We start from the raw sequence: 6,833 nt of genomic DNA on the forward strand, positions 1-6,833 counted from the left end.
GCACACACGAATACGACCATCCGCCCCGCCACCGGGCGATCATAAACCCGCCCCCGAGCCAGACTGCTCAGCCGACCGTCTGGGGCGGTTCGTTCACCTCCTGGAGCCTCACCGCTCGTAGATGACCTGGTCGCCGCCGACCTGGACCACCCGCCCGTTCCCGTACACCACGGCCTTCATCCGGACGCCGCTGGTCCGGTCGCCGGTGTGGCGGTCTCCGGCGACATCGCCGCCCGCCGTGCCCGAGCGATCATCAGAGCCCGGGATACCGGGCCCGAAATGGGCGTCACGAGCGTCGTCACGCCCGTACACCGCCGCCCCGAGCCCGAGCATCGCGACGAATACCCAAGCACGCCGGCCAGTTGGCCCGCCTCCTTCAGTCCGACCCGGGCAAAGTACACGGCCAGGCCGATCAGGGCCGCCACCGCCACCGCGACCGCGGCCCCGCCCCGGACCAACGTGCGCCTGCGCACGACGAACATCATCGACCTCCGATAAGTCATCCAACGCACTCTGTTCACGAGCTCCCACCGGTTCGAGGCAGGCCGGCAGATAGGGCTGGTCCGGCAGATATCTGGCCCACTGACGAGGTGTGAGCGATCCGGCGGTGATCGCGCACACCTTGGAGAACTGGTCGGCGGGCAGCCGGACGTCGTGCAGCCGGACCGCCCCGTCTTCGTCACCACCGGCCAGCATGGCCCCGTGAGGAGTCCAGGCGATCCGGTAGCCGTAGCCCCGGTCTGTTCGCCTTGCCCGGGTTCATGGCGGGCCGCATGATCAGACCCCCACCTCAGCCATGTACGGACTTGGGCTCGTGCATGAATGGAACGCGCTCAAACCCGCGGCGGACCCCCTCGTCCCTGAGCCGAAGCCTCCGCCCGAGGCAGAGGTGTGCAATCCCAAAGCTGACACGGCAGTGAACAGCTGGCCCAACGCCCGTCGCCACACTGTGGGCGCCGAGCCTTCTTGGCGGAGTCTTGGGACTCAGGCCGCCAGGGGCCACCTAGGCTGGAATGCATCCGCAGGTCACACCTCCGGGGAGGAAGCCATGGCGAAGTTCATGGACGTGCATCACGGCATGAGGGGCATCACCGACGAGCAGTTCAAGCAGGCGCACGCCGCCGACCTCGCGATACAGAGCGAGGAGGGGGTGACCTTCCAGCACGCGTGGGCGGACCCTGACGAGGGCGTGGTCTACTGCCTGTCGGAGGCGCCGGACAAGGATGCCGTCCAGCGCATCCACCAGCGGGCTGGACACCCGGCCGATGAGATCCACAGGGTGTCGCTGACCGTTTGACCAGTGGTCGATGCGATCTTTTGGCGGGTTTCCCGTACGACGAGAGCAGCCGCTCGTGGTCATGTCCGTGTGACGAGAACAAGATCCAAAGCGCCCCGCGTGCGCGGGGGGGGACGGCGCCCCTCCGAACTTCCGGAAGGGGCGTTCGCGTTTCTGCCGCAGAATAGATCAGGTGCCCCCGTCGCCGTCCCCTCCGGTCGCACTGCACCCCTGCCCGCACACGGGCGATCTGTGGCTGTGCGCCTACGGCCGGCTGAGACGGCTCACTCCACCGCGCAGCCAACGCCGCCGCCAATGGCCGAAGAGCCACGTCGATCTCCTCCTCGGCCGTCTCGACGACCTCCGCGCTGCGGTCGTCCCAAAAGTCGCGGCTGGCCTGGAGCTCGCGCAGATGCGGGCCCGGGCTGGCCAGTAGATCGTCAACCACAGCGAGCCGATCTTGCAGAGGCATCCCACGAGGATAGTGAGCTGACTGTCGGACCGTCGTCTAGGCTTCGGGCAGCCGGCTCCCCCTCTACGGACGAGGGGCGGGCAATCCTCGCCTTGCGCCACCTTCCGTAGCGCCTCCTGGGCCGAGTACTGCGCGCCCTTGACCGTCTCCCACCACGATGGCCGTACAGCACGTCCAGATGCCGGCCACGCTCAGCGCGCGCTTCCGCCAACGCCGTCCGCTGCTCTGCGGGGATCGTGGCCTCGCCGGCGGCGACCGCTGTGCGGGCGGGCATCGCATCGGCGATCTCTTGGCACCGCTGCTCGGCGGCCTCATATGCACGACGCGTGGCGATCAGGTCTTGCGGGAAGTCGTAGTCGGCCATGCTGTCCCCGCGTGCTGTCGGTGCGGGGAGATCCTACGGATACGACCCGTCCCGGCAGCGATGAGGGCTTACGTATCGCTTGGGTGTTTTGCCCGTCCTTGACCGGTTGCTGCCTATGCTGCGGTCATGCGGTGGGTCGGCCCCGGTGAGTGGACAGTCGAGTACGTCGTCCTTCTGGGCGAGCGGCCCTTCCTGCGCGTGAAGCAGCACGGCTACATCGTCCGGGAGTGCCGCAGCGTGGCCGAGGTCGCATCCCTAGTGGACCTCGCCGACCTGGTCGAAGTCACCGAACTGCGGCCAGCACGCTCCAAGAGCCGCTAGCGGTTCACGTCCCGCTGTGCCGTCATTCGACGCCACGTCACCTTCGGGGCATCCCAACTCGGGGAATAGGTCCCCCTCAGCCGCTGCTCAAGATCCCGTCACCAGCCGGTCCCCGAAAGAAGGAGTCATCCGTGTTGGATGCTCAGCAGGTACTGGGCAAGCTCACGGGCGCCCTGACCGAGAGCGGGTCCAGAGTCCACGAGAACGACGATGTCATCCCCGAGCGTGCGCCTTTCCCGGGCGACGCCATCGCGTACATCTTCCACGACCAGGTGGAGCTGTACCTGCTCGATGGCACTCTGCGGGACGAGCTCAGCCATGTGCTGGCCGCCGATCGCGTTGCAAAGGCGATCGACGCTGCGGGGCTACAGGCTTCGGAGGATGCAAGTACTCACCTGGTCAACGGCAGGGTCGTGGTCACCACGGCCTGAGAGGCGGCACGCCGAAAGCCCCGTTCCCCCGGAGGAGCGGGGCCGTCAACGCCTCAGGCCAATAGGGGCCACACACGTCCTGGACCCAAGTGTCCTGCCCGCCAACCCTCGCTGCGCGCGAGACCGAGGACGCCGGAGCGGACGAGTGCGTCCTCAGATTCGATACTAAGTGGGCGGGTGCAGCAGGGCCCGGCGGAGGTCTTGCAGGATGCGCAGGCCCGTGCTGGTCATGGTGAAGCCGCGCCGACCGCGGGCGGCGCGGTCGAGCACGGCCCACACGAGTGACACGCAGCTGGTCTCGCCGGGGAAGCGGCCGATGACCTTGACGCGGTGACCAGGCCGCACCGTCGTTTCTCCTTCACTGCCGTCTGCGGAGATGGCAGCGGCGCGTTGGTGGCGAGCGCAGCCGAGGAAGGTGTCCACCTCGGCCTCGACGGCAGTCTGAATGATCAGGCGGGCGCCGGGCCGGGCGATGTCCTCGATCACTTCGACCAGGTCACGACCTTCGGTGAACAGGGCGTCGATCTCGGAGCAGATGACCACCGCCGCCGAAATCTTCGCCAACGCGGTCAAGGATCCGGCCACGTAGTGCCGCCCCTGTTGGCAAACCTGTTAGCAAGAGGCCCCTGTGATGATCACAAGGGGCCTCTGAGCTGCGAGCCGACGAGGGGAATCGAACCCCTGACCTGCTGTTTACAAGACAGCCGCTCTGCCGATTGAGCTACGTCGGCAACGATCACCCAGTCTAGTCGCGATGAACGCTGAGCGTAACCACATAATTCATGAGCGGCGGCGGGAGACCTCGTACAGGGCGATGCCGGTGGCGACGCCCGCGTTGAGGGATTCGGCGGCGGCGCGCATGGGGATGCGGGCCACGGTGTCGCAGGTTTCGCGGACCAGGCGGGACAGGCCCTTGCCCTCGGAGCCGACGACGAGGACGAGCGGCTCGGTGACGAGATCGACGTCGGCGAGGTCGGTGCGGGCGTCGCCGTCGAGGCCGAGGACGAACAGGCCCGCCTCGCGGTAGGCGCGCAGGGCGGCGGTGAGATTGGCGGCGCGGGCGACCGGCAGGGTGGCCAGGGTGCCGGCCGAGGTCTTCCAGGCGCCCGCGGTGACTCCGGCCGAGCGGCGGGAGGGGACGAGCAGACCGTGGGCGCCGAAGGCGGTGGCGGAGCGGGCGATGGCGCCGAGGTTGCGCGGGTCGGTGACGCCATTGAGGGCGACGATCAGCGGCACCTCCGCGGCGTCCTGGGCCACGGCCACGAGGTCGTCGGGGTGGGCGTAGTCGTACGCCGGGATCTGCAGGCCGACACCCTGGTGGACGGCGCCCTCGGTGAGCCGGTCGAGCTTGTCGCGGGAGACCTCCAGGAGCGCGATGCCCCGGTCGCTGGCCAGCTTGATGGCCTCGCGGATGCGGTCGTCGTTGTCGACCCGCTGGGCGACGTAGAGCGTGGACGCGGGTACGCCCGCGCGCAGCGCCTCGACCACCGGGTTGCGCCCGCCCATGACCTCGGGCGCATCGTCGCGCTTGGGCCGTCGCGCCCGCGCCGGGGCCTCAGTGCCGCCCGGATGCTCGGCCCGCTCGCCGCGGTCGCCTCCGGCGGGCTTCTGCCGGTCCTTGAACCAATGCCGCATCTGGGCGGGCGGGGTCGCCCCCCGCCCCTTGAGGCCGCTACGGCGCTGCCCACCGGTGCCCCGCGTGGGACCCTTCCTCTTTCCGCCACCAGCCATGCGCACAGCCTAGCGGGGGTTCAGCGGGCGATTTCCCACCGAGGACCGGCGGGGGTGTCCTCCACGATGATGCCGGCGGCGGCGAGCCGGTCGCGGATGCCGTCGGCCGCCGCGTAATCCTTGCGGGCACGCGCGGCCTCGCGCTGCTCAAGTGCGACGGTGACCAGGTCGTCGACGGTCTGCCGCAGCCCGGAGTCGTCGCCCGAGGAGCGCCACTGCTCCGAACGCGGGTCGAGGCCGAGCACGTCGAGCATGTTCTGGGTCTCGGCGAGCAGCCGGGCGACCTGCTCCTTGTTGCCCTGGGCCAGCGCGACGTTGCCCTCGCGGACCACCTCGTGGATGATCGCCAGCGCCTGCGGGACCCCCAGGTCGTCGTCGAGCGCCGCGGCGAACTCGACCGGCAGCGGGGCGTCGGCGTCGACGTCGTGGATCACCTCGGCGGCGCGGGTGACGAACCCCTCGATCCGCCGGTAGGCGGAGGCGGCCTCCTGCAGAGCCTCGTCGGAGTAGTCGATCACGCTGCGGTAGTGCGGCGCGACCAGGTAGTAGCGCAGTTCGACCGGGCGGACCTTCTGCAGCATCGCCGGGATCAGCAGGGAGTTGCCCTGCGACTTGGCCATCTTCTCGCCGCCCACGGTGAGCAGCGAGTTGTGCATCCAGTAGCGGGCGAAGCCGTCGCCGGCCGCCTGGGACTGGGTCAGCTCGTTCTCGTGGTGCGGGAAGATCAGGTCGACGCCGCCGCCGTGGATGTCGAAGGTGGGCCCGAGGTACTTCGTGGCCATCGCCGAGCACTCCAGGTGCCAGCCGGGTCGGCCCGGGCCCCACGGCGTCGGCCAGGTCGGCTCGCCGGGCTTGGCGCCCTTCCACAGCGCGAAGTCGCGCGAGTCGCGCTTGCAGCCCTCGTTGTCGGTGTCGGCGGCGGGGCGCATGTTGTCGAGCCGCTGGTTGGACAGCGAGCCGTACCGGTCGGCGTAGGACATCACGTCGAAGTAGACGTCACCGTCGGCGGCGTAGGCGTGGCCGCGCTCGATCAGCCGCTGCATCAGCTCGATCATCTCGGGCACGTGCCCGGTGGCGCGCGGCTCGACGGTCGGCGGCAGGCAGCCGAGGACCTGGTAGGCCCAGGTGAAGGCGCGCTGGTTGCGCTCGGCGACCACGAACCACGGCACGCCCTCCTGGCCCGCCACCCGGATGATCTTGTCATCGATGTCGGTGACGTTGCGGCAGAGCGTCACGTCGTACTCGCACCGCGTCAGCCAGCGCCGCAGCACGTCGAAGTTGACCCCTGAGCGGATGTGGCCGATGTGCGGCGGAGCCTGCACGGTGGCCCCACAGAGATAGATCGAGACCCGGCCGGGCTCGATCGGGACGAATTCGCGAACCGTTCGCGTGCTGGTGTCGTAGAGGTGCAGGCTCACCTAGCCAGGCTAACGCCTTCGCCCCACCTCACATGCCTGATTACGCGACGTTGAGACACCGGTCTGCGGCACAGAATCCGGCATGCGTGTCATTTACCCCATACGTCCCGCCGCGTAACCACCGTCCGCGCGAAGCGCCTTCTGTAGGCTCGAAGGGTCATGGACGTTACTCCCCCTGTGGCGGGCTCGCCCGCCGCCCATCCGCATGCGTTCACCGAGCAGTCGCCGCCGGACACGGCGGCCCGGCCCGCCGGGCGCGCGGGCCGGGCGAGACTGACGTTGCGTCACGTCGCGATCGCCGTCGCGGGAGTCGGAGTGGTCGCGCTGGGCGCGGCCGCGTGCGTGCTCTCCTTCGACGAGCTGCGCGCGCTGGCCGTCACCGGCCGGGCTCGCCCCGACCTCGCCTACCTCTACCCCGCGGGGTTCGACGCGCTGCTGGCCGTGGCGCTGATCAGCGTCCTGCTGCTGCGCACCGGGCGGGCCGTGGTGCGGGTCCAGGCGGGCGCGGTGCTGGTCCTGCTCCTGGTCGCGGCGGGCGCGGCCGAGGTGGCCACGGCGGTGGGCGCGATAGACGTACGGCAGGCCGTACCCGCGCCGACCGGCGCACTGACGCCCGACGCCCCTATCGGCATGGTCATCGGCGTGGCGGTCGCGCCGTGGGTGATGCTCACGGTCGCCCTCTGGCTCTGGCTACTGATGATCAAGCACGCCGGGGCCCGCCGGGACGCCGTCGCGCACCTCACCGGCGCCGGGGACGACATCGTGCCCTTCCACCCGCCGTACCGCGCCGAGCCGGCGTACGAGGGCGCCACCCCACCGC

Annotated in this window: 8 protein-coding genes, 1 tRNA gene and 1 pseudogene; 4 read left to right on the plus strand and 6 right to left on the minus strand. The window is 69.8% G+C overall.

Annotation, left to right across the window (positions count from 1 at the left end; genetic code table 11):
* Window positions 1-108: 108 nt before the first annotated feature.
* Window positions 109-333 (minus strand): hypothetical protein, encoded by a 225-nt coding sequence (locus C1I98_RS32850; RefSeq protein ID WP_111171236.1) that lies wholly within the window; start codon window positions 331-333, stop codon window positions 109-111.
* A 715-nt stretch (window positions 334-1,048) separates the two neighbouring features.
* On the opposite strand from C1I98_RS32850, the gene C1I98_RS32855 reads away from it, so the two are divergent.
* Entirely contained in the window at window positions 1,049-1,297 is a 249-nt protein-coding gene (locus C1I98_RS32855) for an SCO4226 family nickel-binding protein (RefSeq protein WP_111171237.1), read from the plus strand.
* 419 nt (window positions 1,298-1,716) lie between these two features.
* On the opposite strand, the gene C1I98_RS46535 is transcribed toward C1I98_RS32855, so the two are convergent.
* Window positions 1,717-2,112 carry a DUF8825 domain-containing protein gene (locus C1I98_RS46535; RefSeq protein WP_497845915.1) on the minus strand — a complete coding sequence of 132 codons (396 nt, stop codon included), beginning with the start codon at window positions 2,110-2,112 and terminating at the stop codon, window positions 1,717-1,719.
* Between the two features lie 126 nt (window positions 2,113-2,238).
* Between C1I98_RS46535 and C1I98_RS32860 the strand changes: the two genes are divergently transcribed.
* Both C1I98_RS32860 and C1I98_RS32865 read left to right on the plus strand, forming a co-directional pair.
* Entirely contained in the window at window positions 2,239-2,433 is a 195-nt protein-coding gene (locus C1I98_RS32860) for a transposase (RefSeq protein ID WP_111171238.1), read from the plus strand.
* 131 nt (window positions 2,434-2,564) lie between these two features.
* Window positions 2,565-2,864, plus strand: coding sequence for a hypothetical protein (locus C1I98_RS32865; RefSeq protein WP_111171239.1), 300 nt, complete (start codon window positions 2,565-2,567; stop codon window positions 2,862-2,864).
* 165 nt (window positions 2,865-3,029) lie between these two features.
* Here C1I98_RS32865 and C1I98_RS46390 read toward each other — a convergent pair.
* The 4 genes and pseudogenes from C1I98_RS46390 to cysS form a co-directional block, all read right to left on the minus strand.
* Window positions 3,030-3,197 (minus strand): annotated as a pseudogene (locus C1I98_RS46390) (IS256 family transposase); the annotation flags it as partial.
* Between the two features lie 325 nt (window positions 3,198-3,522).
* Window positions 3,523-3,595 (minus strand) — tRNA-Thr (locus C1I98_RS32875).
* A 49-nt stretch (window positions 3,596-3,644) separates the two neighbouring features.
* Window positions 3,645-4,595: a 23S rRNA (guanosine(2251)-2'-O)-methyltransferase RlmB gene (gene rlmB, locus C1I98_RS32880; RefSeq protein WP_111171241.1), complete on the minus strand. Its 951-nt coding sequence runs from the start codon at window positions 4,593-4,595 to the stop codon at window positions 3,645-3,647.
* A 20-nt stretch (window positions 4,596-4,615) separates the two neighbouring features.
* Window positions 4,616-6,013 (minus strand): cysteine--tRNA ligase, encoded by a 1,398-nt coding sequence (gene cysS, locus C1I98_RS32885; RefSeq protein WP_111171242.1) that lies wholly within the window; start codon window positions 6,011-6,013, stop codon window positions 4,616-4,618.
* Window positions 6,014-6,172: 159 nt separating this feature from the next.
* Here cysS and C1I98_RS32890 point away from each other — a divergent pair.
* The coding region (locus C1I98_RS32890) for a DUF2637 domain-containing protein (protein ID WP_146607784.1) at window positions 6,173-6,833 on the plus strand (661 nt) is incomplete at its 3' end.

This window comes from Spongiactinospora gelatinilytica (assembly GCF_003236385.1).
GTDB lineage: Bacteria > Actinomycetota > Actinomycetes > Streptosporangiales > Streptosporangiaceae > Spongiactinospora > Spongiactinospora gelatinilytica.

Coding starts and splice junctions, on each gene's coding strand:
- C1I98_RS32850 (WP_111171236.1), bottom strand. CDS start 333: ATGCTCGGGCTCGGGGCGGCGGTGTACGGGCGTGACGACGCTCGTGAC.
- C1I98_RS46535 (WP_497845915.1), bottom strand. CDS start 2,112: ATGGCCGACTACGACTTCCCGCAAGACCTGATCGCCACGCGTCGTGCA.
- rlmB (WP_111171241.1), bottom strand. CDS start 4,595: ATGGCTGGTGGCGGAAAGAGGAAGGGTCCCACGCGGGGCACCGGTGGG.
- C1I98_RS32860 (WP_111171238.1), top strand. CDS start 2,239: ATGCGGTGGGTCGGCCCCGGTGAGTGGACAGTCGAGTACGTCGTCCTT.
- C1I98_RS32855 (WP_111171237.1), top strand. CDS start 1,049: ATGGCGAAGTTCATGGACGTGCATCACGGCATGAGGGGCATCACCGAC.